Raw genomic sequence first — 24,997 nt, forward strand, 5'->3', positions numbered from 1 at the left:
TAATCCAAATTTATAACTAATTTATTTAATAGATAGCTCAAACTTTTTAACTTTGCTACAAGTAAAAAAGACACTATGTCCACTATTTTTAAGAAAGAAATCGCTTTTACAAACGTACCGTCAATAAAGGCGAAAACCTTAAGGATAAACCTAAATCCTGATATTTATGGAACCTTTTCCGAAATAGGTGCCGGACAGGAGACTTCTGGGCATTTCTTTAAGTCTGGCGGTGCTTCTGGAACCATTGCCAAGGCAATGAGTGCATATGACAAAGATTTTAGTGATGCCATCTACGGAATAGAGGAAGACGGAAGATATGTAACCCAGTCTAGATTAAAAAAGATGTTGGCCCATGAAATGGAAAACATGGACAACAGGATAAGTCGCGAACTACACCCGGACAGATTGTTCTTTTCCTACGCCAATACCGTTGCTACCATTGATTTCTCCAAGAGATATAAAGGCCATGGATGGATCGGAATCCGATACCAATTAGATCCCAAACAAAAAGAATTAAACGAAATTATCCTTCATATTCGCTTTAAACAAAATGAAGCGAGGTTGCAACAGGAAACCTTGGGTATTGTTGGTGTCAATCTTATTTACGGTGCATTTTATAAATACGACAAGCCTAGAAAATTACTAAAATACCTGTATGACCATATCGACAAGGATACGGTTGAATTAGATATGGTTAATTTTTCAGGACCAAATTTTGCGGAAGTGGACAATAGGTTGATGAGTTTACAGCTTGTTAAGAATGATATGACCGATGCCGTAATGTTTGGACCCGATGGCAATAATCTTTTGCCCGCGACCATTCTTTACAAGAAAAATATTTTGGCCTTACGTGGTAGCTTTAGACCAGTGACCATGGTTAATATGGATATGTTTAAAAAATCCTATGAAATTTTCATCAGGGAACCCAGTGTTGAGGAGGAAAATACCGTTGTAATTTTTGAAATTACCCTTTCCAACCTTCGCGCATCCGGGGAAATAGATGAACAAGATTTTATGGATCGGGCAGAACTTTTATGTTCTTTGGGCCATACGGTAATGATTTCGAAATTTCAGGAGTACTTTAAACTCGTTGAATATTTTAGCAATTATACCAAATCCAAAATTGGCCTTACCATGGGAGTGAACAATTTGGTCGATATTTTTGATGAAAAATACTACCGTCATCTTAGTGGAGGTATCCTAGAGGCATTTGGTAAATTATTCTTTAAAGATCTTAAAGTTTACCTATATCCAATGCGCAATGAGGAAACTGGGCAAATTATGACAAGTAACACCATAAAAGTCCACCCTAGAATGAAAGAATTGTACAAATTCTTCAAATACAATGGAAAGGTGATGGACATTATAGATTACGACCCGGAAATATTACATGTTTTCTCCAGGGATGTACTCAAAAAAATAATTAATGGTGAAGAAGGTTGGGAATCCGTACTTCCTGAGGGTATTGCGGAAATAATAAAAAAGAAAAAACTTTTTATCCGTAAACCCCTAGAGGAAGAACAGGAAAAAGTGTAACACTTAAAAATATTTAATAGGTGGCTGTCTTAATATTTTGATTTAGGACAGCCACTTGTTCATATACTACCATTTATAGAAGTTGTGCAGCGTGATCCTTGGTCTTGACCTTATCAATTACCTTTTCCACAACTCCGTCCCCATCAATTACAAAAGTCATTCTATGAATACCATCATATTTTTTTCCCATAAACTGTTTTGGGCCCCAAACCCCAAAAATATTTATGATAGTATGGTCTTCATCCGCTAACAACGGAAAAGGAAATTGATATTTATTTTTAAAATTTAGTTGACGTTTCTCTGAGTCGGCACTTACCCCTAGGAGCTCAAAACCTTTTGCTTTTAGCTCGGTATAATTATCCCTCAAATTACAGGCTTCAGCGGTACATCCTGGAGTACTTGCCTTGGGATAGAAAAAGACAATTAATTTTTTACCCTTATAGTCGGAAAGCTTAACAATAGTGCCGTTTTCATCCTTTGCCAAAAATGGGGGTACCTTATCCCCTACTTTTAAAGTCTTCATAGTTAAATTTTAAGTAAATTTATATTTAAAAATACACCCAAACGAATGGGCGTTGCCATATTTATATTTTTATAAAATTACGCAATAAATGACGAAAGCGGAAAAAGTAAACTTTGCCATTGAAACTTTACAGACAATATATCCAACCATTCCAGTTCCGTTAGACCACAAAGACCCATATACGCTACTTATTGCAGTATTATTGTCCGCACAAAGTACGGATGTCAGGGTCAATCAGATTACCCCTATACTATTTGCCAAGGCAGACAATCCTTATGACATGGTAAAAATGACGGCAGATGAAATAAGGGAAATTATAAAACCCGTTGGACTATCCCCAATGAAATCCAAAGGAATTTATGGGCTTTCCAAAATCTTAATTGAAAAATATGACGGACAAGTTCCTGAAGAAATGGAACTTTTGGAACAATTTCCGGCCGTAGGTCATAAAACAGCTAGTGTGGTGGTTTCCCAAGCCTTTGGTATACCAGCTTTTCCCGTGGATACCCACATACATAGGCTTATGTACCGATGGGGGTTTTCCAATGGTAAAAATGTAGTACAAACGGAAAGGGATGCGAAAAGATTATTCCCAAAAGAATTATGGAACGATCTTCATTTACAGATAATCTGGTACGGAAGGGAATATTCCCCTGCAAGAGGGTGGAATTTGCAAAAAGACATAATAACCAAAACAATAGGAAGAAAAAAAGTTTTGGACGCCTACTATAAAACAAAAAATCCCAACTCCTAGTTGGGATTTTTTAGTCTAGTTTAAATTATTTTCGAATTGAATATTACTATATTCAACTATTTGCAAAGATTTGGAATAGCCAATCAAAAACTTGATAGTTTCAGGACTCGCTTTGGCAAGTTTACACTTGTGTTGATTCTCAGAGTAAATTTTTTCCATAGGATTATAGTATTGTTATGTTAAGATAACGCTACTAAAATGGAAATATTGTCCGGTTCGTCCTATGACCTATTAATTCGTTAAAACGATATTATGTTTTTCAATTATTTTTCTAAGGTTTATAAGTGCGTATCTCATTCTTCCCAAGGCCGTATTAATACTAACCCCTGTATTTTCAGATATTTCCTTAAAGCTCATGTCCCTGTAAATACGCATTAAAAGAACTTCTTTTTGATCGTCCGGTAATTCTTCGATCAATAAGGTAAGATCAGAATCTATTTGATCCTTGATAAGTTGTTTTTCTACATTAAGTTTATCATCACCAATTACGGAAAAGATATTAAAATCATCATTCCCCTCAAACATTGGCATTCTTTTGTTTCTTCTAAAGTGATCAATTACCAAGTTATGGGCTATTCTCATAACCCAAGGCAAAAATTTGCCTTCTTCGCTATAATTTCCTTTTTTCAAGGTTTTAATCACTTTAATAAAGGTGTCCTGAAAAATGTCCTCTGAAACATCCCGGTCCAATACCTTAGAATAAATAAAGCTACTAATACGTTGGTTGTGCCTGTTGATCAAAACCTCTAAAGCTTTTTCATTACCGTTAATGTAATCCTTTACTAATACTGAGTCATCTATTTGCAGTTCCATACAAAATATTGTTTTTGGTTAAACTAGGGGGCCTCCCCTTTCGGTTCGGACTTTTTTTTTATTACTTCTTCTTTTTTGAAGACTTTAAATCTTCATTATTAATTAGTAACAGGATAAAAGTATATAAATGGTAAGGTGTGCAAAAAACTATGTTGTAAAACCCCCGTTAATTGATGTCAAATGCCAATTTTCTTATTTTACGCATAATAATTGGCCAAAAATGAAGTTGAAACGGCCTAATTGAATTAATGGCAAGACTATTTATTATTATCAGCTGCTGGAAAGATAGAATAACCTATATATTAAGGAATATAGAAAAACACTGTAAAGTTTATTGTAATGGGCCTGTTAAAGGAAGTCAAGGTTATATACTTAATGGGAAGTGTACTACATCGTAAATTAAAATAATGGGAGTTTCACTTTTAGGCTATTGCCTATGTACTTAAGTAACCCAATAAGTCGTTATAGATACGGACGAGCTATTGCAAAACCTTTGTAAGTTCCTAGTTTAAGCAATGCTCATCCAATTCATCATTACACTTATCGCTTTTAATGATGTAAAGTGATTTAGAGTAATTCAACAAAAAATCTATCTTGGACCTCCGTGTAGACATTAGTTTACATTTGTTATTAGTAGTAACGTTGAATTTCCCCATAATAATATATTGTTATTGTCAAATAACGCAACTGTTATGAAGAAATTAACTAAAAGGGGTTGTAAGGCCTATTAATTCGTTAAAATAATGTTGTTCTTTTCTACAATCTTCCGAAGATTGATAAGAGCATAGCGCATTCTGCCCAAGGCAGTGTTAATACTAACCCCTGTATTTTCAGATATTTCCTTAAAGCTCATGTCCTTATATAGGCGCATTTCCAAAACTTCCATCTGATCTTTTGGCAATTCTTTGATAAGTAGGGTAAGATCCTGATCTATCTGATCTTTGATAAGTCGCCTTTCAGCATTTAACTGATCATCGCTAATTATGGAGAATATATTGAAATCATTGTTGCCTTCAAATCTGGGCATTCGCTTATTCTTCCTAAAATAATCTATTATTAGGTTATGGGATATACGCATTACCCAAGGTAGAAATTTTCCTTCTTCATTATAATTGCCCTTCTTTAGGGTTCTTATAACCTTTATAAAGGTATCTTGAAAAATATCTTCTGTAATTTCCCGATCTTGAACTTTGGAATAAATAAAACTGCTAAGTCGCTGGTTGTGGCGGTCAATTAGTTTTTCAAGGGCTCTTTCGTCCCCGTTCATGTAGTCTTTTACTAATACTGAATCTTCTATTAATAGTTCCATACAAATTACTTTTTTGAGGCTAAAATGCTATACCTGTTTTGTGTGACAAGTGCATTTTGAGCAAAATTTTAAAAAAGTAATTTTGTTACGTATAGGCTATTTAGGGTTTATTATGCATCAAATATAAAAAAAATTAAATCGAATCAAACTACTTTCCTTCAATGAATATAATTTAGTTGTAGGACAAAGGCTACTAGCTAATAAAAATCACATATCGTATCTTTGCAAACTTAAATACGAGCATGACCACTATAACAGACGTTAATCCCAAGCATAATATTATAATTAAAGGGGCAAAGCTCCATAATTTAAAGAATATAGACGTTGTAATACCACGCAATAAACTAGTGGTCATTACAGGCTTGTCCGGATCGGGAAAATCCAGTTTGGCCTTCGATACCCTTTATGCCGAAGGTCAAAGAAGATATGTTGAAAGTCTTTCCTCCTATGCTAGACAGTTTTTAGGAAAATTGGACAAGCCCAAAGTGGATTATATTAAAGGTATAGCTCCCGCCATCGCCATTGAACAAAAGGTGAATTCTACCAATCCCAGATCTACCGTGGGAACCACCACTGAAATCTATGACTATTTAAAATTAATGTTCGCGCGTATTGGCAGAACCTTTTCCCCAATATCGGGCAATGAGATTAAAAAGCATACTGTTTCGGACGTGGTTGAACATATTAAAACCTTTGAAGAAGGCACAAAATTACTTTTGCTTGCCCCAATTAAAATTAGTGCCGAAAGAGACCCCTATAAATCGCTTCAATTATTTTCCAAGCAGGGATTTGCAAGAATATTGTACAATGGAGAGGTTACTAGGATAGATGAGGACCTAAAGGATATAGGTCGGGAATTTGAACTGGTGGTAGATCGAATTATATATAAAAACGACGAGGACTTCTTCAATAGATTGGGCAATGCCATTGATACGGCCTTTTTTGAAGGCAAGGGAGAATGTATTGTCCAGGATCTAACAACTGGCCAAAATACCCATTTTAGCAATAAATTTGAATTGGACGGAATACAATTCTTAGAACCCAATGTTCATTTGTTCAGTTTCAACAACCCTTACGGGGCCTGTCCCAAATGTGAGGGCTACGGGGATGTCATAGGCATAGATGAAGACTTGGTTATTCCCAACACCTCGCTCTCGGTATACGAAAACGCAATTTTTCCATGGCGAGGGGAAAGCATGGGATGGTACAGGGATGAATTGGTGAATGTGGCCTATAAATTCGATTTTCCAATCCATAAACCCTGGTATCAGCTATCCGATGAGCAAAAGCAACTTGTGTGGGAAGGGAACAGCTATTTTACCGGTATCCATAAATTCTTTGAAGGCCTGGAAGAAAAAAGCTATAAAATACAGAATAGGGTAATGCTATCACGTTATCGCGGCAAAACCAAATGTAGCACCTGTAAGGGAAAGCGTTTACGGAAGGAAACCGACTATGTAAAAGTTTCGGGTAAATCTATTTCTGACCTTGTGGAATTGCCTATAGAAGATCTTATCGGCTTCTTTAAGGTTATAAAACTTAGTTCCAACGACGAGAAAATTGCCAACAGATTACTTAGGGAAATAGAAAGCAGATTGGGGTTTCTTCATAATGTAGGACTAAGTTATTTAACATTGAACAGAAAATCCAATTCCTTGTCGGGTGGGGAAAGTCAACGCATAAATTTGGCCACCTCATTGGGAAGTAGTTTGGTAGGCTCCATGTATATATTGGACGAACCCAGTATTGGCCTTCACCCAAAAGATACCGAGAACTTAATAACCGTTCTAAAATCGTTACGCGATTTAGGCAATACCGTAATTGTGGTGGAACACGATGAGGACATTATGAAAGCAGCGGACGAGGTTATCGATATTGGCCCAGAAGCGGGCACGCACGGAGGGGAGGTCGTTGCTCATGGAACCTTGGATGAAATTCTTAAATCCAATTCGCTTACAGCGGCTTACCTAAATGGTTCCATGGAAATTGCCGTACCAAAAACAAGAAGACCTTTTAAAAATTACATAGAAATAAAAGGAGCCCGGGAAAATAACCTTAAAAATATTGATGTTACTTTTCCTTTGAACGTCTTGACCGTCATTACCGGAGTATCTGGGAGTGGAAAAAGTACTTTGGTAAAAAAGTTATTATACCCTATAATTCTAAAGGAACTTGGTGGCTACGGAGAGAAAGCTGGGCAATACAGTTCCATGGAAGGTAAATTTCAATCCCTAAAACACGTGGAGTACGTTGATCAGAACCCCATTGGTCGTTCCTCAAGATCTAACCCCGTTACCTACATTAAGGCTTATGACGATATCCGTAATCTTTTTGCCAACCAGAAATTAAGCAAATTAAGAGGGTATCAGCCCAAACATTTCTCTTTTAATGTTGACGGTGGCAGGTGCGAAAAATGCAAAGGGGAAGGAGAGATTACGGTAGAAATGCAATTCATGGCGGACGTGCATTTGGAATGCGAAACCTGCAACGGAAAAAGGTTTAAAAAGGAAGTATTGGAAGTAAAATTTGAAGATGCCAATATAGATAATGTCCTTAATATGACCATTGATGATGCCGTAGATTTCTTTAACAGAAACAATCAATCCAAAATCGTGACCAAATTGAAGCCACTTCAAGATGTTGGTCTAGGATATGTAACCTTGGGACAATCTTCCTCTACCCTTTCCGGAGGGGAAGCACAGCGTATTAAGCTGGCCTCATTTTTAGTAAAGGGAATCACCAAGGACAAAGCGCTGTTTATTTTTGATGAACCTACCACCGGTCTCCATTTCCACGATATTAAAAAATTGCTTAAATCGTTTGACGCATTAATTGACAAAGGACATTCCATAATTGTCATAGAGCACAATATAGACTTAATCAAATGCGCCGATTACATCATAGACTTAGGCCCGGACGGAGGAAATAAGGGAGGACAACTATTGGTGCAGGGAACCCCGGAAAATGTTGTAAAAAACAAAGCTTCCTATACGGCAAAGTATTTAAAAGAAAAACTGTCCAGCTAGATGTAGTCCTTGGTTACTAGTTTCATTTTTATAGCCCTTAAATGAACTACTTATCCAAATTGAACTTTGAACTTTCAATACTGTTAACTGCCCACTGTATACTGATTACTGGTTAGAAGTTTGATGCTTCCTTCTCCTAAAAATCTACATACTGCCCACTGCCCACTGTTTACTGAATACTGATTACTGACTACTGACTACTAGTCTCAGATCTGATGTTTCCATCTCCTAAATATCTACCTTCCGGCCACTGCCCACTGCCCACTGCTTACTGTTTACTGATTACTGACAACAGATTTCAGGCTTTTTTCTAATGGCTTTTGGCTAGCAGCTTCTTTTTCCTTCAACCTAATTCTTTCGCCTTGTGATAAAAAATAAATTTATAAATAACTGAAAATCAACATTTTAAATTGATGTTTAATTTTTTGGCATGCTGTTTGGTATATACAAATTGAATGTAAATAGTTGCATTCAAAATTAAAACCTTATATCATGAGAAATTTAATACTCCTATTTACAGCGCTTATATTTGGAACTTCAGGTTCCATGGCAGCTTCAGTGGAAGATAAGGTTGCCACAAGCAATACTTATAGAAATAATAACTCATTTATTTTTGTTGAAAATGGTATCACATTTTCAGTTTATCCTGATGGGGAGTTCGATTTCTATATTGACAATAATGGTGGCGTAAATGCCAATGTCAATTTTGGACATACCAATATTACTTTTAATTCAGGTTACGATTACAACCCTTATGTACAGTATGACGATTACGGTGCAGTTATACAAGTTGAGAATGTTCCTATCTACTATGACTATTACGGTAGGGTAACCCAAATTGGGGATGTAGATATCAACTATAATAGCGGTAGGGTTTCACGAGTTGGTGGTCTATATGTTTATTATAACAACCGTGGAATTTACAGCCATCACAGGGGATACATTAATATTTACAACAGACATTATGTATACAGCCCTTTCCACAGTTATTTCTTAAGACCGGCCATAGGCTTTGGTCTAGTATTCGGCAGCCCTTATAGAAGATATTACGAACCTGTAAGATACACCTATTATAGACCATATTATAACAACCACAGAAAAGCATATGCTAAAATAGGTCACCATTACAAATATGATAAAGGACATCAGAATAAAAGAAGTACCATTTATAGAAACGACAAAAGAGTGGCCGTTAGGGATAATGGGTATAGAAATAACAGTAACCTAAGATCCAACAGAGCTGTGGCCAGTAGAAATGATGGGGTAAGAAACAACAATAGTGTTTCCAGAAGTACTACATCCAGAAATAACAACACTATTTCCAGGACCACAACCCAACGTAGCAGCAATAATGGAAATAGCACCGTTAAGAGAAGCACCACGGTAAGGAGCAATTCGCCAAGTGCTAGAAATGACAAATCGGTTTCCAGGAGTTCTTCGATTCGCCAAAATGATAAGGGGAACGTCCAAAGAACCGTAAGTAGAACAACCTCTACAAGGAGTAGTAATGGCAATGGAAGTTCTGTAACAAGGAGCAAAGCAGTGGTGTCCAGACCTTCCGGAAATACAAGGACAACGGTAAAAAAGGAAGTTAACAGAAGTCCGAGAAATACTTCGATAAGTAGAAGTTCTTCGAGTAGAAGTAATAGCGGTTCATCTGTAAGGAATACCACTGTAAAACGACCAAATGTACAGTCAAAAAGTACTGTAAAAAGGTCGGTGGCAAAGGCATCTTCCAGTAGTGCAAGAAAAGTTTCAACGGCTTCCACAAGAGGAAGAAGTTCTAGAAGTAATTAAAAATAGTTTTTAGGTTGGTTAGTTGTTTAGCCCCGTAGCGAATTCGTTCCTGCGGGGTTTTACTTTATAAGGGAGATTGAAATGCTGAACCCTTGCCTGCCCGTTCCGTTCTGGCGGGCACCGAGATACTAACAGTAGCTTCCGTTCAATGCCTCAAGGGCTTGTCCAGAGATAATAAAGTCTCTCTTATTTTCTTCTCCCCAACTTTCCTAAATAAAATGAAATGGCCCCAAATACGTCTTCGGAAATTCTGAAGCGATATAAAATAAAAATATAAATAAGCAGAATCAACATACCCCTAAGGGCAATGTTCACCACGGGATGGAAAGGAAACGATACAAAGTAAAAAATGGCAGATAGTATAACGAGAAGAAAAACAACCTTAAAGGTCTCCTTTGTAATTGGTTGAATACCAAATTTCAATTTAACAAAACCCAATTTTATGGTATTGTAAATAAAAAAAGCCATAAAACTAGCTATGGCCGCACCGTCCAAGCCGTATTTTGGAATCAGCCATAAGTTCAACAAAATGGTTAGAATGGCCAAAGCAACCCCCATTAGGAGCAATGCCCTATAAAAATCCGAATTATACATTATAGCATTATTGTTGCCCAAAAGGGCATCATATACCCTCGCAAACCCAATGATGAAAACAATTACATATCCGCCACGATAAGATTCGGGCAATAAATTGTACAGATCATTTAGATTAAGAATAATCAAAATAAATATAAGCCCAGATACTATAAACAAGGTCAGGGAGCTCTTTTGATATAATGTTTTAAGAGCCTTCATATCCTTTTTATGAAGTATTTCCGCAGTTAGGGGATAAGTAATATTATGCATAGACCTGGACGGAACGGCAATGACGGTTGCTATATACCCTGCAACACTGTAATAGGCAACATTTTTAATTTCTATAAATTGATTGATCATTACCTTGTCTACCTCCAACAGAACAATCGCGGCAGATCCACCCAATATTATTAAAGTACTATAATTTATAATTTCACGGGTGTTGGCAGGAAAATTAAAATCCAACTTTAACCGGAGAGATCTTAAAGCGTATATCTGCATTATAAGGGTTCTAAGGATATACATCCCTACCATGGCATTGAGAAAGGTCAGCACCGAAATTAGGTTCCAATAAACCAACATAAGCAATATTGTTATCACTATTCTGCTGAATACTTCCTTCATGAAATTTCCAAAAACCGACTTCATCTGAACCTTTGCCCAAGCGTAAAACACCTCAAAATAGGCCATTGCCACACCAATAATAAAAATATGCCATACATACCCTTTCACTATGGGGTTCTCCTTGGACAAAAAATCACCAATGGTCTCATTGGCCAGGTAGGAAATGGCCCCAATAGGTACAATAAGTATTAGCGGTAAGAAAACCATTAGGGTCATAAAACCATCCTTTCTATTAAGTTCTTGGAAACCTGAATAATATTTGACCAAGGTATTTGGAATCCCAAATGCCAATATCGGCATTAAGACGGAAGATGCGGACAGTATTACATTGACCAAGCCAAAATATTCGTCCGATAAAAAACGTGTATATAGAAAAAGCAGGTTCAATGCCCCTATAGCAAAGCCACCATAGGTAATCAAAGTATTGTTCAATGATTGTTTTAAGACTATTCCCATGCTAAATACTTGGACAACTTTGCCGTTAATTCCCTTCTGTGATATTGTTCAACCTCTGCCAAAGGCAGAGCCAATTGTTCTTTTTTATATTCTTGAAACCATTGCAGCAGCGTACTTTTTAATTCACCGATCTGTGGATAGGTATAGGTCTTACCCGTATTGGATTTGGCAATAATATCTCCTACCTCCCAATTGGTCGGGCCTACACCTAAGATAGGCCTTTTGGACGCCATATACTCAAATACCTTTCCCGGAATAATACCCTTGGTCTCTTCAGAATCTATCTCTATCAACAAAAGCACTTGCGACTTTCTTTGATATTGGAGTGCCTCATGGTGCGAAATATAACCCAGTAATTTGGTATAGGATTGAAGACCATAAAAATAGATACTTTCCAAAACGTCCGAACTAATAACTCCTGCCAATTGCAATTTGAAACATTTTTTAAAATCGGGGTATTCCTGAATTAATTCTGATAACGCTTTCCAAAGATTCAAGGGGTTTCTCCCAGTAAGCAGAGATCCAATATGGGAAATGGTAAAATCAACATCCAAAGTCACGGAACTGCCCGGGCTGGTATCATACCCATTGGTAATAACAGTAATAGGTTTTGGAGTTATATTGGAGAACTCCAGCCTAGTTGTATTACTGGTCACAATTATTTTATCGGCTTCATTCAGTACTAAGTGCTCCAACTGTTTGTGCTTTTCCTGGGAAGCCTTGGTCAGTTTCAATTTTTTATGATAGCCAATCGAGGTCCACGGATCCCTAAAATCGGTTATCCACCTAATTTTGGTACGCTTTTTTAGTTCAAGCCCAATAAGATGCAAGCTGTGTGGGGGTCCGGTAGTAATAACTGTTCCGATGTTTTCTTTTGCAATCACATCCTGTAAAAAATCGACCGAAGGTTTTATCCAAAATTTTCTGGCATCCGGTATAAACAGATTGCCACGTATCCATAACAACAATTTCTCCAACCCGGATTGATTTTTGGTATTGATGATACCTGCACTAATCTGTTTCGTCTTCTTTTTTGAAAAAAATCGGGCAAAACCATAGGGTTCATTTATGAACTTTTTATATACTTTTATTCCTGCCGGTATTTCCTCTGTTAAAGATTCGTCTACTATGGGATAATTGGGGTTTTCCGGAATATATACAATAGGTTCTATATCAAAATCCCTAAGGTATTTTACAAATTTCAACCATCGCTGTACTCCAGGTCCACCTGCCGGAGGCCAATAATACGTGATGATGAGTACCTTCTGCATTAAGCTGTTGGTTTTTTCCTAGAGACCCAAAAAGCATGGCCAATTCCAAAAAAGAACACCAAGACCAAGATTATGGAGCTTGCCATAGTTATATTGCCTCCAACCCTAATAAGGCTGGGCTCAAACTTAAACTCAATTTTATGTTTTCCCGCCGGTATTTCCAAGGCCCTCAAAACGTAATTCACTTCAAAATGTTCCTTTAAATTACCATCTATATAGGCATTCCAACCATGTGGATAGTACATTTCTGAAAATACGGCAATTCCCGGGTTGGCATTATTGGAACTATAGGTTAAATGGTTGGGTTTGTATTCAACCAATTTTATTGAAGCTGTAGAATCTGTCTTGAAATTAAGCTCTTTTATATTTTCAAACTTCGACTTGTTAAAAACCGCCTTATGTTTTACATCCAACGTATTCAATGCCATTATTTCGTCATTGGCATTATATACTGGCACCAATTCATCAATAAACCAAGCATTGCCATTGGCATCAGGATTTAATGCAGGATAGCTCCTACCCTCTTCGTCCTGTTGTACCACATATTTAACGTTGAGCATACTCAAAACCCTGACGTTATTCTTGGATATGTGAAAATCGAACAATTCCTGGATCCCCGCCGGTTTAGCGGCGTGATACCCCCAAATGGACTGATGAAAATAAGCTGTACGGCCTCCCCCTCCTATCTCTGATGGATCGTATACCCTAAAAACAGTAGTGTCCTGCGCTATCTGTCTGTCCATATCAGTTTCCTGAAAAGGTTCCAGCATTCTTCTTTGGGCCACAAAATCGTCCTCATTTACATAGCGTTTTGCAACCCCTACCAAATCGAACACCACCAGCACCCCCAATAGTACAATCACCAAATTTTGCTTCAATTTATTCTTTAAATAGAACCAAATAACCAAGCCGGCCAAGATAACATAGATTAGTGACCTAAAAATATCTGCGTTGTAAACGGCCTTACGATCCGCCATAATCAAGGAAACAATGTCATCGCCATAATACTGGCGATAGGTTTCATCGCTCTGTCCAGTAAAGCTGAACATTCCTTTAACCAGATAAAGAAGCACTCCTATTCCCAAAGTAATGAAGATCGTTAATTTTAAGTCCTTTAGTTTCTTGGAAGTATCCTCTGCGGGATCAAAAAGTTGTACCAAAGCGAGGATGGCCAAAACAGGAGCACAGAGCTCCAGAATGACTTGAATGGATGACACCGCCCTAAATTTATTGTACAACGGAAAATAATCGATCATTACATCCGTAAGAAGGCCAAAATTTTTACCCCATGAAAGAAGAAGCGCCATTATAGTACCTACCAGAAGCCACCATTTTGCTTTTCCCTTTACCAAAAATAGCCCTAGGACAAATAGAAAAAACACTACGGCCCCAATATAGGCAGGAGCGGCTACAATAGGCTGGTCTCCCCAGTAAAGAGGCAATGCACTGGTGAAATCCAATGCCTTGGTCCGGGATATTCCATTCTCGGTCAAAAAGGTATAGGTTTTGGAATCGGCCCCAAGATCCTCACCACCGGAACCCCCGAACAATCTTGGAACAAATAAATTCAAGGATTCTACAATCCCATAACTAAATTGCGTAATATATTCCCGATCCAGACCGGAACCACTTTCTTTGGGCTCACCGTTGGCAGTTATGGTAAGGTCGGATTTACCTCTTGTACTCCAATCCGCATATTCCTTAGTAGCCATTAGACTAGTGGTATTTGCTGCTATTCCCAGCAACACCGCAAAAATTAGGATTCCGACGGAAATACCAAAATGTTTCATTTTCTTTTTCTTAATGGCATCCACTAGATACACAACGCCAAGAATAAGTACCAGTAACATAAAATAGTAGGTCATTTGGTAATGGTTGGCACCCACTTCCAAGGCCATGGCAATAGCCGTGAGGAGGAACCCCCAGAGGTATTTCTTCCTAAAAACCAAAATAATTCCCCCCAAGAGCATAGGCATATAACCAATGGCATGTGCCTTTGCATTGTGCCCTACCCCCAATATAATGATCATATAGGTAGAGAAACCAAAGGCCAGTGCACCCAATACCGCCAATTTGTAATCTACCTTTAGGCAGGATAACAAGATATAAAACCCAATAAGATATATAAAAAGATAATCTGCGGGCCTAGGTAAAAACCGGATAATCCGATCCAACTTTTTTACATAATCATGTGGATAATAGGCTCCTAATTGATAAGTGGGCATTCCGCCGAAGGCGCCATTGGTCCAATACGGCTCCTCCCCTGTCTTCTTCCGAAAATCGTTTTGTTCTTTGGCCATCCCCGTAAATTGGACAATATCCGATTGCTCGATTACCTTCCCCTGGAGTACGGGATGGAAATAGGCCAGCGCTACAATTACGAAAAATACAGTTACAAAAAAATGGATAAAAAAGGCTCTTAGACCGTTTCTCATGTTTGGTTATGGTAAATGGTTATTCAATTTCCTCAAAATCTATGTATTCTCCAACATTTTTTGAGCTGTTCTTTTTCTTGGTTGTTTTCCTATCAATTATAACGTCGCCTATTTGCTCTTCTTCCTGAGGTTGCTGACCTGCAAAACCTTCAAACTGCTCTTTAAAATGTTCCTCGGTCTTCTTTGCCGCGTACCTAAACAATTTAGGAGCAAACCATTTCGCCAGAATTTTAAGCAAATAGTATACTAAGAGTACAATTAGTATCGTTTTTAAAAAACCCATAATTAGTTGACAAATTTTATATCAAAAGTACAATTCTAACGTTGTATTAATAGTGCAAAAGTCTTAAAATAATAATAAAATAGTACCTATGGAGTATATTGTTTCCAAGAAACGCCTTATGAAAATACTAATATTTGGAATTTTCACCATTCCATTGGTCGCTTTTTCGCAATACACCGATGTCATTAACTCCAATAGACCTGGACTATCTGTGAGTGCGTATGCTATTGGTACAAACGTTTTACAGGCCGAATTTGGCGTTGCTTATGAACAACAGGACCACTCAAAGCTAGCTACAGAATCCAATATTCTTGGAGCCGATCTCTCATTGCGTTATGGCCTACTTTTCGAAACCTTGGAGTTGAATTATGAAGGTACTTTCGACAATCAAAATAAAACATATACCAACACAGGGGTAGAAATTACGAACACCGATTTTTCCAGAAACAGAATAGGTTTAAAATTTTTGGTTTACGATCCTTTTAAGAATCCCGAAAATAATAAGCCCAATCTATACAGTTGGAAGGCCAATTATGGTTTTAAACTAAAAAATCTAATCCCGGCCGTATCGGTCTACGCAGGTGCCAATTTTGTATTGGGCGACAATCCGTTTTACCGAGGTGACCCTACGGTCTCCCCTCGGGTAATGGTGGCGACCCAAAGCAGACTTACTCCTAGATTTGTACTTATTTCCAATATTGCCTATGACAGATTGGGAACGGATTTCCCGGAATGGAACTACACAGTATCCTTGTCTCATGCCTTTAGAGACCCCAAATGGAGTGTCTTTGTGGAAAACCAAGGCATAAAAAGTGATCGGTACTCGGACGTACTTTTAAGGGGTGGTGTGGCCCATTTGTTGGGTGAAAATATGCAGGTGGATATGAACTTGGGTGCTAGTTTTAAAAATACGCCCAGTAGGATTTTTGCCGCAATGGGATTCTCCTATAGGGTAGACATGCACAGGGACAAGGTGAAGGCCATCGAAGATCAAAAGGCGGGAGAAAATGGCGGCCCCATCAACAAGAACGCCATGAAGAAAAAGAAAAAAGGGAAAAATAAAGGTTCCGGTGCAGAAGATATCGATTTGGGACCTACTAAAAAACAACTACGGAAGCTAAAGAAAAAGGAAAAGAATAGGGACGATTCTGAAATTGATTTCTAACAAAATAACTTTTGTCCTTTTTCCTATAGATTAATATTGCTAATATTGAACCATACAAGAAACATGGTATGGTTACTCTGAAAGAAGCAAAAACAAAATCGGAACTTAAAGATTTCGTAAAATTTCCATTTACACTTTACAAGGATTCCCCTTATTGGGTCCCTCCTATCATTAATGATGAGCTGGAGTCTTTTGACAAAAGCAAAAATCCTGTTTTTAAGGATGCCGATGCCTGGTTTTTTCTAGCTTATAGGAACGATAAAATTGTAGGCAGGGTCGTAGCCATTATCAATAGATTGGAAGTGAACCAACAGCAGGTAAAAAAGATGCGTTTTGGTTGGTTCGATTTTGTGGATGACCATGAAGTTACAGAGGCGCTGTTCAATAAGGTGTCCGAAATAGGAAAAGAGCACAAGTTGTCCTATATGGAAGGGCCTGTAGGTTTTTCCAATCTGGACAAAGTAGGTGTACTAACCGAAGGTTTTGAAGAGATAGGCACCATGATTACCTGGTACAATCATCCTTACTATGTAAACCATTTTGAACGCTTTGGGTTTGTAAAGGAAAAGGAATACATGGAAAATAAATTCCCCTTTAGCAATGCAGAGCCCAAATTTTTTGAAAAGGCAAACGAACTGGTCAGGAAACGATATGGTGTAAAGGAATTGAACTTTAGTACAACCAAGGAGGTAATGCCGTGGGTAGATCAGATGTTCGATCTTTTTAACGAGACCTATTCCTCCCTTTCTTCCTTTGTCCGCATCACCGATATTCAAAAGGAATACTTCAAGAAAAAATATATAAGTTTTATAAATCCCGAGTATATCAAATTCATATTGGACAAGGATGATAAATTGATAGCGTTCGGAATAGTAATGCCTTCATTTTCCAAAGCCTTGCAAAAAGCGAAGGGAAAATTATTTCCATTTGGCATATTTCATTTGCTCAGCGCGAAAAAGAACAGCAAAGAGGTTATCTTTTATTTGATCGGGGTACTTCCGGAATACCAGAACAAAGGTGTTACTGCCGTTATGTTCAATGAATATTACAAGACCTTTAAGGCCAAGGGAATAGAAAAATGTGTTAGGACTCCAGAATTGGAGGAAAATGTGGCCATTCGCCAGTTATGGAAACATTTCGACCCAAAAATATATAAGAGACGAAGGACTTACAAAAAAGAACTCTAAGTAGTCCCAAAAGATAAAGTTTCAAACCCATCCAAAATCAAAAAAGCCAACTTAATTAAGTTGGCTTTTTTGATATGAATTGAAATAGATTTATTCTCCCATAGCCGCAGCTACTGCCGCAGACAACCTTTTGTAAGTACCATTCTGTAAACGCTCGCGTATTACGGAGAAGGCCTCCAAAGTTTCGGAAACATCCTGTAAGGTATGCGTGGCCGTCGGAATCATTCTTAAAAGAATCAAACCTTTGGGGATTACGGGATACACTACAATAGAACAGAAAATACCAAAATTCTCCCTTAGATCCTTGACCAACGCCATGGCTTCGGGAATGCTACCGTTAAGATAGACCGGTGTAACACAGCTAGTGGTAGTACCTATATCAAAACCTTTTTCCTTAAGTCCGTTCTGCAATGCATTTACATTCTCCCAAAGTTTGGCCTTAAGTTCTGGTTGGGTACGTAACATATCCAACCTTTTCAGCGCTCCCTTTACATAAATCATTGGTAATGATTTGGCAAACATTTGAGATCGCAAGTTATATTTAAGATAATCTATGATTTCCTTATCTGCAGCCAAAAAGGCGCCTATTCCCGCCATAGATTTTGCAAAAGTTGCAAAATATACATCTATATCATCCTGTACTCCTTGTTCTTCACCAGTTCCAGCCCCAGTTTTACCCAAAGTTCCAAAACCGTGTGCATCATCTACAAACAATCGGAAATTATACTTCTTCTTAAGGGCAACAATTTCTTTTAACCTGCCTTGTTCCCCTCGCATTCCAAAAACACCCTCGGAGATAACCAATATTCCTCCGCCAGTTTGATCGGCCATTTTTACGGCACGTTCCAAGTTTTTCTCAAGACTTTCAATGTCATTGTGCTTAAAGGTAAAACGCTTACCCATATGTAAACGTACGCCATCTATAATACAGGCATGTGCATCAACATCGTATACAATAATGTCGTCTTTGGAAACCAAAGCATCAATGGCAGAAACCATTCCTTGGTAGCCAAAATTCAACAAATAAGCCGACTCTTTATTAACAAAAGCTGCCAATTCCTGCTCCAACTGTTCGTGAAAATCCGTATGCCCACTCATCATTCTAGCACCCATAGGAAAAGCGGCACCGTACTCCAATGCTGCCTCGCCATCTACCTTTTTCACTTCCGGCAAATTAGCCAAACCCAAGTAATCATTAATACTCCAAGTAATTACTTCCTTTCCTTGAAATTTCATCCTATTGGATATAGGACCTTCTAATTTTGGAAATACAAAATATCCCTCAGCTTGGGAAGCCCATTTCCCTAAAGGACCTTTATTCTCGATAATTCTGTCAAATAAATCTCTCATCTAGACTACGTTGATTATTACTGCAAAAGTATATATTTTTAATATGCATATGCAACTTATTTAATACATAAAAAGCAACGACTTATGAACCGTTGCTTTTTATATCATAAATTTTGCATAGCCTTTACTTTACAAATTCTATTTTTTGTGGTTCTTCCACGTTTTTACTGTCAAAGAAGCCTTGGTCTGCCATCCACTGGTCACTGTATATCTTACTCATATACCTAGAACCATGATCTGGGAAAATAACGACTACATTGCTATTTTCATTAAACTCCCCCATTTCCTCCAGTTGCCTTACGGCTTGCATTACTGCTCCACTAGTATATCCAACAAAGAGTCCTTCCGTTCTGGATATCTCCCTGGCCGTATGGGCACTTTCTTCATCGGTAACCTTAATAAATTCATCTATTACCTTGAAATTGGTAGCCGTAGGTATTAAATTTTTACCCAAACCTTCAATACGGTACGGATAAATTTCCTTACTATCAAATTCACCTGTCTCGTGGTATTTCTTAAGAACGGAACCATATGCATCCACACCTATTACACGGATATTCGGATTTTGTTCTTTCAAGTACTTAGCAGTACCGGAAATGGTACCTCCCGTACCACTACAGGCAACTAAATGCGTAATATGACCGTTGGTCTGATTCCAAATTTCCGGTCCCGTACTTTTGTAATGGGCCTCGGCATTTAAATCATTAAAATACTGATTGATATAAATAGACCCTTCGGTTTCCTCATGAAGTCTCTTGGCCACTTCGTAATATGATCTTGGGTCATCTGCGCTTACGTGTGCAGGGCATACATATACTTTTGCCCCCATAGACCTCAGCATATCTATTTTATCCTTGGAAGATTTTGAACTTACCGCCAAGATACATTCATAACCTTTTATGATACTGATCATGGCAATGCTAAAACCAGTATTTCCCGAAGTGGTTTCTATAATGGTACTCCCCTTCTTTAAAATTCCCCTGCGCTCCGCCTCTTCAATAATATAAAGGGCAATGCGATCTTTGGAAGAATGTCCTGGATTAAAACCTTCCACCTTAGCGTAAAAATTACCTTCTAAGTTGGCAGCTATTTTATTTAGTTTGATTAATGGGGTGTTTCCTACAAGTTCTAGGAGGTTGTTATAAGCGTTTATCTTATGTTCCATAAACAGTTTCTAGGTTTAGAACTTATCGACATCTTTTAATTTATGTCAATATTGATAGGACAAAATTAGTCTTTTTTTTTGATTATCGAATTTTATGCTCTAAATCTAACAAAAATGCATATTCTTTTGCCACCTCTTTTAAGGATTCAAATCGGCCAGAAGCACCACCATGACCTGCATCCATATTAATATTGAACAACAATAAATTATTGTCCATTTTGTACTCTCTAAGTTTGGCAACCCATTTGGCAGGCTCAAAATATTGCACTTGGGAATCGTGAAATCCTGTAACAACCAGCATATTTGGCTGTACTTGTCGCGATACATTGTCATATGGCGAATATGATTTCATATAGTCATAGTATTCCTTTTCGTTTGGATTGCCCCATTCATCATATTCCCCTGTGGTCAAAGGAATAGTATCATCCAACATGGTAGTAAGCACATCTACAAACGGAACAGCTGCAATTACCCCGTGATATATTTCAGGGCACAGATTTACTATAGCCCCCATCAAAAGTCCCCCTGCCGAACCTCCAGATGCATAGAGATGTTCCGGACTGGTAAACTTTTTTTCAATCAGAAATTTGGAACAATCAATAAAATCGGTAAACGTATTGATCTTGTTCAGCAACCTTCCCTCCTCATACCATTTACGGCCCAGATATTCCCCGCCGCGCACATGGGCTATGGCATAAATAAAACCTCTGTCCAACAGACTTAACCGTACTGTGGAAAAATAGGGATCTATAGTATGGCCGTAGGACCCGTAGGCGTATTGCAATAACGGACTGGAACCGTCCAACTTGGTGTTTTTGTGATAGACCAAAGAGATAGGAACTTTTTTACCATCTCTGGCCGGGGCCCAAATTCGTTCTGAAATATAGTTTTCCTTATCGAATTTTCCACCCAATACCTCTTGTTCCTTTTTTATTTTCTTTTCCCTTGTCCTCATGTTGAAATCTATGATGGAACTGGGCGTTGTCATAGAGTTATATCCATATCTTAAAATTTCGGTGTCAAAATCCGGATTGGTACCCACATAGGCCGTATAAGTCTCATTGTCAAAGGGCAAATAATAGCTTTCCCCGGTATCCCATCGCACAATCTTCAATTTATTCAAACCATTCTCCCGTTCGGACAAAACATAATACTCATTGAACATTTCAATATCTTCTAGCAATACTTCTTCCCTGTGCGGAATAAAATCCACCCAATGTTCGGATTCGGTATGATCTTCAGGGGTCGTCATCAATTTAAAATTGGTTGCCCCCTCAATATTGGTAAGAATGTAAAAATTGTCTTCGTAATGCGTTAAGGAATACTCCATGCCCCTAACTCTTTTGGAAAACACATGAAACTTTCCATTAGGGTCATCCGCCCTTAAAATTTGAAATTCAGTGGTCAAGGTACTGGAAGAACCAATAACTATAAATTCTTTGGATTTGGTTTTGTAAACAAAGGTGGTAAAGGTTTCGTCGTCCTCGTGAAAAACCAGTTCATCTTCTTCGGGGGATGTTCCCAATATATGCCTATAAATATTATTGGACCTTAGGGTAACAGGATCTTTCTTGGTATAGAACAGGGTCTTATTGTCATTGGCCCAAACCGCGCTGCCAGTGGTGTTCTCTATTTTATCCCCATAAATCTCCTGAGTATGCAAATTTTTTATTTGTAGGGTGTACTGCCTACGCGAAACAGTATCCACTCCAAAGGCGGCCAGTTCGTTATTGGGGCTAATGGACAGGCCTCCTAGGTTAAAATAATCCAAACCCTTCGCCATAAGGTTGCAGTTGAACATTATTTCCTCTTCGGCATCCTCTTTTTCAAATCTTCTGGTAAAAATGGGATACTCTTTTCCCACCTCATATCTGGTAGCATACCAGTAGCCATTGAACTTGTAGGGCACGGAAGAATCATCTTCCTTTATCCTGGACTTCATTTCCAAGAACAAGCTGTCTTTAAGCTCTTGGGTATGGGCTGTCATTGAAGCGTAGTATGCGTTTTCCTGTTCCAAAAAAGCAATGACTTCCGGATTTTCCCTTTCGTTCAACCAATAGTAATCATCTATTCGTATATCCTTGTGCTTTATTAATTGCTTCTCAATCTTTTTTGCACTTGGTGCTTTTAATTCCCGCTGCATGAGTGTGGTATATTTTATAAGAAACCGCAAAAATAATATTTAAATGCAATCGACCTGTTTAAATGTGTGGTTTATCTTTTATTATAATATCTGCCCGTCAAGGTATCCAAGCGAATAACTGTCATCTTAAATCCCAATAAATCCCGTTCATTTTATTAATTTTGACAAAAGAATTTTTTAAATCTATAATTATGTTTGGAGATATGATGGGCATGTTGGGAAAATTGAAGGAAACCCAAGAAAAAGTAAAGGCCACCAAAGAAAGAATGAATACTGTAATACTTGATGAGCAATCTCCGGATCAATTGCTCAAGGTGAGTATAACGGCCAATAGAACAATTAAATCCATTACCATAGATGATAGTCTTTTGCAGGACAAGGATCAGCTGGAAGATTATTTGATCCTGACCCTGAACAAGGCTATAGAAAAGGCCACAACTATAAATGAGAACGAATTGGCCGCAGTTGCCAAGGAAGGAATGCCCAACATTCCTGGAATGGATTCGTTTTTAAAATAAATTTCAGTAAGTTTAGCAGAGCCTTTTTAATAAAAACTTATAATAATGAAGATTTTTTTCTTGCTACTTCTGTTTCCATTCCTTGTAAATGCGCAAAATAATAGTGGTGATATCAATGAAACGAATTGGCTGACCAATTACGCCAATGCCAAAGAAGTGGCAAAAAAAACCAATTCCAACATTCTCATGTATTTTACGGGCAGTGATTGGTGCTCGCCCTGTAAGGCTTTAAAAAAAGACCTTTTCGACACCAGTCAATTTAAGGAAGTGGCCAAGGACTATGTGCTCCTGTATGTGGATCTCCCCAGAAAAAAAGAACTTCTCAGCGCCGAAGAAATGAAACAGAACAAGGCTCTGCTATCACAATGGAACAAAAAGGGCATTTTTCCATTGATAAGCTTGGTCAACACCGAAGAAAAAGAAGTGGCCTCATTGTCCGGTTATGGGTCCAAAGTGGATGTGGAAAAGTATTTGGATTTTCTTAGAAGGAACAGAAAAATGTAATTTCAATCCCAAGGAGCTCCCTCTTTTTCAAATTATTTTACGATTCTTTTTTTCAATAATTAAACCCAGTGTTTAACTGTGGCGTTGCCATTTCTTTGGCAATAGCCAAATCTCCTATTTCTGCCCAGAAAAATGCATATTCCTCATAACCACAAAGGGGGTATTCACATAAAATTCATTATAATTGTAAGGGCATTTTTATTAGCCGCAAAACCTTTATTAACAATTACAAAATTCTCCTTTATGTTGACGGACAATTATTTTAAGACCTATCCGGACGAAAATGGTTTTTTCAAAGAATACGGTGGATCCTTTATCCCGCCCTTTCTGGAAGAGGAAATGAAAAAAATCACGGACGCTTATTATTCCATAAGCAAATCGCATAATTTTATTTCGGAACTGCGAAGTATTCGCAAACACTATCAAGGCAGGCCAACGCCCGTTTATTATTGCAACAGGCTCTCCGAAAAATATGGAGGAAGAATATACCTTAAACGTGAGGATCTGAACCATACCGGGGCACATAAACTCAACCATTGTATGGGAGAGGCGCTTTTGGCAAAACATTTGGGCAAAAAGAAACTAATTGCTGAAACAGGGGCAGGACAACACGGAGTTGCCTTGGCAACTGCAGCCGCCTATTTTGGATTGGAATGTGAGATTCATATGGGAGAAGTGGATATTGCCAAAGAACATCCCAATGTGGTTCGGATGAAAATCCTTGGAGCAAAGGTAGTACCTGTTTCCCATGGCTTGAAAACTTTGAAAGAAGCTGTGGATTCTGCTTTTGAGGCATATTTAAAAGACCCTATAACCACCATTTACTGCATTGGCTCTGTGGTCGGCCCACACCCCTTTCCCATGATGGTACGGGATTTCCAACGTGTGGTCGGTATAGAGGCCAAAGAGCAGTTTTTTGAAATGACGGGAGAATTGCCGGACAAGGTAGTAGCCTGTGTGGGCGGGGGAAGTAATGCCATGGGAATATTCTCCTCCTTTTTAGCGGAACCGGAATGTACCTTATACGGAGTAGAACCCGGTGGCCGCTCTATGGAATATGGCGAACATGCCGCTACAATGACCTTGGGCAGTCCAGGAATCATCCATGGATTTAAATGTTATATGTTGAAGGACGATAAAGGAGAACCTGGAGCAGTGCATTCCGTTGCCAGTGGTTTGGATTATCCAGGAGTTGGTCCGGAACACAGTATGCTAAAGGATCTTAAAAAAGTAACCTATGACGTAGTTTCGGATCAGGAAACAGTGGATGCTTTTTATGAATTAAGTCGCTTGGAAGGTATTATCCCTGCTTTGGAAAGTGCCCATGCAGTGGCATATGCCATAAAATTGGCACAACAAGATCCACGTTCCTCCATTTTGGTCAATTTAAGTGGTAGAGGGGATAAGGACTTAGATTATGTGGTAGATACCTACGGGCTACCTGAAGATGGGAAATAATTTTTAAAACCTACATGAAGGGGTGTCCAAGAGCTAAAATTTGAGGCTATTTGGACGCCTTTTTAAATGGCAAGCTTCCCCGTTGTTCATCATCTTATAATGGC

The 24,997-nt window shown here is 38.2% G+C and carries 19 protein-coding genes; 9 read left to right on the plus strand and 10 right to left on the minus strand.

From position 1 onward, the window contains the following. Positions 1-75: 75 nt before the first annotated feature. On the plus strand, positions 76-1,536 hold the full coding sequence (locus LV92_RS19545; protein WP_111625293.1) for a TonB-dependent receptor: 1,461 nt from the start codon (positions 76-78) through the stop codon (positions 1,534-1,536). A 73-nt stretch (positions 1,537-1,609) separates the two neighbouring features. On the opposite strand, the gene bcp is transcribed toward LV92_RS19545, so the two are convergent. Next, entirely contained in the window at positions 1,610-2,059 is a 450-nt protein-coding gene (gene bcp / locus LV92_RS19550; protein WP_111625294.1) for a thioredoxin-dependent thiol peroxidase, read from the minus strand. An 88-nt stretch (positions 2,060-2,147) separates the two neighbouring features. On the opposite strand from bcp, the gene LV92_RS19555 reads away from it, so the two are divergent. Next, a complete protein-coding gene (locus LV92_RS19555; protein WP_111625295.1) occupies positions 2,148-2,813 on the plus strand; it encodes an endonuclease III domain-containing protein in 666 nt (221 codons plus the stop codon). 231 nt (positions 2,814-3,044) lie between these two features. On the opposite strand, the gene LV92_RS19560 is transcribed toward LV92_RS19555, so the two are convergent. Beyond that, positions 3,045-3,626, minus strand: coding sequence for an RNA polymerase sigma factor (locus LV92_RS19560; RefSeq protein WP_031444405.1), 582 nt, complete (start codon positions 3,624-3,626; stop codon positions 3,045-3,047). Positions 3,627-4,353: 727 nt separating this feature from the next. Next, entirely contained in the window at positions 4,354-4,935 is a 582-nt protein-coding gene (locus LV92_RS19565) for an RNA polymerase sigma factor (RefSeq protein WP_111625296.1), read from the minus strand. A 242-nt stretch (positions 4,936-5,177) separates the two neighbouring features. Between LV92_RS19565 and uvrA the strand changes: the two genes are divergently transcribed. Both uvrA and LV92_RS19575 read left to right on the plus strand, forming a co-directional pair. After that, positions 5,178-7,961 carry an excinuclease ABC subunit UvrA gene (gene uvrA, locus LV92_RS19570; protein ID WP_111625297.1) on the plus strand — a complete coding sequence of 928 codons (2,784 nt, stop codon included), beginning with the start codon at positions 5,178-5,180 and terminating at the stop codon, positions 7,959-7,961. A 492-nt stretch (positions 7,962-8,453) separates the two neighbouring features. Beyond that, positions 8,454-9,758 (plus strand): hypothetical protein, encoded by a 1,305-nt coding sequence (locus tag LV92_RS19575; RefSeq protein ID WP_111625298.1) that lies wholly within the window; start codon positions 8,454-8,456, stop codon positions 9,756-9,758. A 186-nt stretch (positions 9,759-9,944) separates the two neighbouring features. Here the strand turns inward: LV92_RS19575 and LV92_RS19580 are convergent, their stop codons facing one another. Genes LV92_RS19580 through LV92_RS19595 form a run of 4 tightly spaced genes read right to left on the minus strand, consistent with a single transcriptional unit; the run spans position 9,945 to position 15,403 of the window. Then, positions 9,945-11,414: a lipopolysaccharide biosynthesis protein gene (locus LV92_RS19580; protein ID WP_111625299.1), complete on the minus strand. Its 1,470-nt coding sequence runs from the start codon at positions 11,412-11,414 to the stop codon at positions 9,945-9,947. Further along, on the minus strand, positions 11,405-12,685 hold the full coding sequence (locus tag LV92_RS19585) for a glycosyltransferase family 4 protein (protein WP_111625300.1): 1,281 nt from the start codon (positions 12,683-12,685) through the stop codon (positions 11,405-11,407). The genes LV92_RS19580 and LV92_RS19585 overlap by 10 nt, the downstream gene beginning before the upstream one ends. Next, the gene (locus tag LV92_RS19590) at positions 12,685-15,120 is read right to left on the minus strand and encodes a YfhO family protein (protein WP_111625301.1); all 2,436 of its coding nucleotides are present in this window, start codon (positions 15,118-15,120) and stop codon (positions 12,685-12,687) included. Before LV92_RS19590 ends, LV92_RS19585 begins: the two co-directional genes overlap by 1 nt. Before the next feature lie 19 nt (positions 15,121-15,139). Next, on the minus strand, positions 15,140-15,403 hold the full coding sequence (locus tag LV92_RS19595) for a DUF4834 family protein (protein ID WP_111625302.1): 264 nt from the start codon (positions 15,401-15,403) through the stop codon (positions 15,140-15,142). Positions 15,404-15,521: 118 nt separating this feature from the next. Between LV92_RS19595 and LV92_RS19600 the strand changes: the two genes are divergently transcribed. Then, the gene (locus LV92_RS19600) at positions 15,522-16,568 is read left to right on the plus strand and encodes a transporter (RefSeq protein WP_245946440.1); all 1,047 of its coding nucleotides are present in this window, start codon (positions 15,522-15,524) and stop codon (positions 16,566-16,568) included. Between the two features lie 68 nt (positions 16,569-16,636). Continuing rightward, the gene (locus tag LV92_RS19605; protein ID WP_111625304.1) at positions 16,637-17,755 is read left to right on the plus strand and encodes a GNAT family N-acetyltransferase; all 1,119 of its coding nucleotides are present in this window, start codon (positions 16,637-16,639) and stop codon (positions 17,753-17,755) included. Positions 17,756-17,845: 90 nt separating this feature from the next. On the opposite strand, the gene LV92_RS19610 is transcribed toward LV92_RS19605, so the two are convergent. From LV92_RS19610 to LV92_RS19620, 3 genes are all read right to left on the minus strand, one after another. Next, a complete protein-coding gene (locus LV92_RS19610) occupies positions 17,846-19,105 on the minus strand; it encodes an aminotransferase class I/II-fold pyridoxal phosphate-dependent enzyme (RefSeq protein WP_111625305.1) in 1,260 nt (419 codons plus the stop codon). A gap of 124 nt (positions 19,106-19,229) precedes the next feature. Beyond that, a complete protein-coding gene (locus LV92_RS19615) occupies positions 19,230-20,270 on the minus strand; it encodes a PLP-dependent cysteine synthase family protein (protein ID WP_111625306.1) in 1,041 nt (346 codons plus the stop codon). Between the two features lie 82 nt (positions 20,271-20,352). Then, the gene (locus tag LV92_RS19620) at positions 20,353-22,413 is read right to left on the minus strand and encodes a S9 family peptidase (RefSeq protein WP_111625307.1); all 2,061 of its coding nucleotides are present in this window, start codon (positions 22,411-22,413) and stop codon (positions 20,353-20,355) included. A gap of 191 nt (positions 22,414-22,604) precedes the next feature. Between LV92_RS19620 and LV92_RS19625 the strand changes: the two genes are divergently transcribed. The 3 genes from LV92_RS19625 (at position 22,605) to trpB (ending at position 24,893) form a co-directional block, all read left to right on the plus strand. Continuing rightward, the gene (locus LV92_RS19625; protein ID WP_111625308.1) at positions 22,605-22,931 is read left to right on the plus strand and encodes a YbaB/EbfC family nucleoid-associated protein; all 327 of its coding nucleotides are present in this window, start codon (positions 22,605-22,607) and stop codon (positions 22,929-22,931) included. A gap of 45 nt (positions 22,932-22,976) precedes the next feature. Then, on the plus strand, positions 22,977-23,435 hold the full coding sequence (locus tag LV92_RS19630; RefSeq protein ID WP_111625309.1) for a thioredoxin family protein: 459 nt from the start codon (positions 22,977-22,979) through the stop codon (positions 23,433-23,435). A gap of 243 nt (positions 23,436-23,678) precedes the next feature. Next, positions 23,679-24,893: a tryptophan synthase subunit beta gene (gene trpB / locus LV92_RS19635; RefSeq protein WP_211323020.1), complete on the plus strand. Its 1,215-nt coding sequence runs from the start codon at positions 23,679-23,681 to the stop codon at positions 24,891-24,893. Positions 24,894-24,997: the final 104 nt, after the last annotated feature.

Origin of the sequence: Arenibacter echinorum (genome assembly GCF_003259375.1) — a bacterium.
In the GTDB taxonomy this organism is placed as follows: domain Bacteria; phylum Bacteroidota; class Bacteroidia; order Flavobacteriales; family Flavobacteriaceae; genus Arenibacter; species Arenibacter echinorum.

Coding starts and splice junctions, on each gene's coding strand:
- LV92_RS19580 (WP_111625299.1), bottom strand. CDS start 11,414: ATGGGAATAGTCTTAAAACAATCATTGAACAATACTTTGATTACCTAT.
- LV92_RS19620 (WP_111625307.1), bottom strand. CDS start 22,413: ATGCAGCGGGAATTAAAAGCACCAAGTGCAAAAAAGATTGAGAAGCAA.
- LV92_RS19575 (WP_111625298.1), top strand. CDS start 8,454: ATGAGAAATTTAATACTCCTATTTACAGCGCTTATATTTGGAACTTCA.
- LV92_RS19595 (WP_111625302.1), bottom strand. CDS start 15,403: ATGGGTTTTTTAAAAACGATACTAATTGTACTCTTAGTATACTATTTG.
- trpB (WP_211323020.1), top strand. CDS start 23,679: ATGTTGACGGACAATTATTTTAAGACCTATCCGGACGAAAATGGTTTT.
- LV92_RS19600 (WP_245946440.1), top strand. CDS start 15,522: ATGAAAATACTAATATTTGGAATTTTCACCATTCCATTGGTCGCTTTT.
- LV92_RS19555 (WP_111625295.1), top strand. CDS start 2,148: ATGACGAAAGCGGAAAAAGTAAACTTTGCCATTGAAACTTTACAGACA.
- LV92_RS19560 (WP_031444405.1), bottom strand. CDS start 3,626: ATGGAACTGCAAATAGATGACTCAGTATTAGTAAAGGATTACATTAAC.
- LV92_RS19565 (WP_111625296.1), bottom strand. CDS start 4,935: ATGGAACTATTAATAGAAGATTCAGTATTAGTAAAAGACTACATGAAC.
- LV92_RS19615 (WP_111625306.1), bottom strand. CDS start 20,270: ATGGAACATAAGATAAACGCTTATAACAACCTCCTAGAACTTGTAGGA.
- LV92_RS19585 (WP_111625300.1), bottom strand. CDS start 12,685: ATGCAGAAGGTACTCATCATCACGTATTATTGGCCTCCGGCAGGTGGA.
- LV92_RS19625 (WP_111625308.1), top strand. CDS start 22,605: ATGTTTGGAGATATGATGGGCATGTTGGGAAAATTGAAGGAAACCCAA.
- LV92_RS19545 (WP_111625293.1), top strand. CDS start 76: ATGTCCACTATTTTTAAGAAAGAAATCGCTTTTACAAACGTACCGTCA.
- bcp (WP_111625294.1), bottom strand. CDS start 2,059: ATGAAGACTTTAAAAGTAGGGGATAAGGTACCCCCATTTTTGGCAAAG.
- LV92_RS19610 (WP_111625305.1), bottom strand. CDS start 19,105: ATGAGAGATTTATTTGACAGAATTATCGAGAATAAAGGTCCTTTAGGG.
- uvrA (WP_111625297.1), top strand. CDS start 5,178: ATGACCACTATAACAGACGTTAATCCCAAGCATAATATTATAATTAAA.
- LV92_RS19630 (WP_111625309.1), top strand. CDS start 22,977: ATGAAGATTTTTTTCTTGCTACTTCTGTTTCCATTCCTTGTAAATGCG.
- LV92_RS19590 (WP_111625301.1), bottom strand. CDS start 15,120: ATGAGAAACGGTCTAAGAGCCTTTTTTATCCATTTTTTTGTAACTGTA.
- LV92_RS19605 (WP_111625304.1), top strand. CDS start 16,637: ATGGTTACTCTGAAAGAAGCAAAAACAAAATCGGAACTTAAAGATTTC.